Raw genomic sequence first — 1,338 nt, forward strand, 5'->3', positions numbered from 1 at the left:
CGGCGTGACGCGCTCGCGGTTGCGGACTCGTGCGTCGTCGTAGCCGGTGGTGTCCTCCAGCAAGAGCGCCGGAATATTGCCCGCGGGCAGGGAGTCCAGCTCGGCGGTGGTGGTCAGGACGCACACCGGGGCGGCGTCTTCGAGCATGAATTCCAGCCGCTGCACCGGGTAGCTGGTGTCGATCGGCAGATACGCCGCACCGGCGATCAGCACACCCAGCAGCGCGATCGGCAGTTCCTCGGTACGTGGCATCGCGACCGCGACCACCGATTCCGGGCCCGCGCCGTGCGCGATCAACGCGCGCGCGACCTGGTTGGCACGCCGATGCAACTGCTCGAAACTCACGCTGGTGTGCCCGTAGCGGATCGCGACCGCCTCGGGCCGGTTACGCGCCTGGGTGGTGATCACATCGACCAACGTCACCTCCGGCACGATCGCCCCGGCAGTCGACCACTCGTGCAGCACCAACTCCCGCTCACCAGCGGCCAGCACATCGATATCACCCACCACCACCGACGCATCCACCGCGACCGCGGCCAGGATCCGGGTGAACCGGTCGGCGAAATCACGCACCGTCGCCGAATCGAACAGATCGGTGGCATAAGTGAACGCCGCCGACAACCCACCCGCGCGACCGTGCTCATCGACGTTCTCCGCGATCGCCAACTGCAGATCGAACTTCGCCAGCCCCACCGCCAGATCCAGCCCCGACACCGACAACCCCGGCAACGACAACTGCGGCACCGTCAAATTCTGGAAGGTCAACATCACCTGGAACAACGGATGCCGCGCCGGCGAACGCGGCGGGTCCAGCACCTCCACCAACCGCTCGAACGGCACATCCGCATGCCCGAACGCCGCCACATCCACCGACCGCACCCCCGCCAGCAACCCCGCGAACGACACCCCGGGATCGATCTCGGTACGCAACACAAGCGTGTTGACGAACATGCCGATCAGATCATCCAACGCCGCTTCCCCACGCCCGGCCACCGGCGTGCCGATCGCGATGTCCCGCGAATTCGACAACCGCGCCAGCAACACCGCCAACGCCGCATGCACCACCATGAACACCGTCGCGTTGTGCTCGTGCGCGACCCGGCTCAACCCCGCATGCACCTCGGCATCGACCTCGAACCCCAACGTCGCACCCCGATACGACGCCACCGCAGGCCGCGCCCGATCCGCAGGCAACTCCAACTGCTCGGGCAACCCCGCCAACACCTGCCGCCAGAACCCCACCTGAGCAGCCAGCACCGAACCCGGATCCGACTCCTCCCCGAGAATCTCCCGCTGCCACAACGTGTAATCCGCGTACTGCACCTCCAACGCAGGCCA

At 67.0% G+C, this 1,338-nt stretch carries 1 protein-coding gene; it reads right to left on the minus strand.

Translation table 11 applies throughout. The annotated features are described in order from the left end of the window. On the minus strand, positions 1 to 1,338 hold a 1,338-nt coding region (locus GVY64_RS36935), incomplete at both ends, for a condensation domain-containing protein (RefSeq protein WP_159851330.1).

It is taken from the genome of Nocardia sp. CY41 (assembly GCF_009829325.1).
Lineage (GTDB): Bacteria > Actinomycetota > Actinomycetes > Mycobacteriales > Mycobacteriaceae > Nocardia.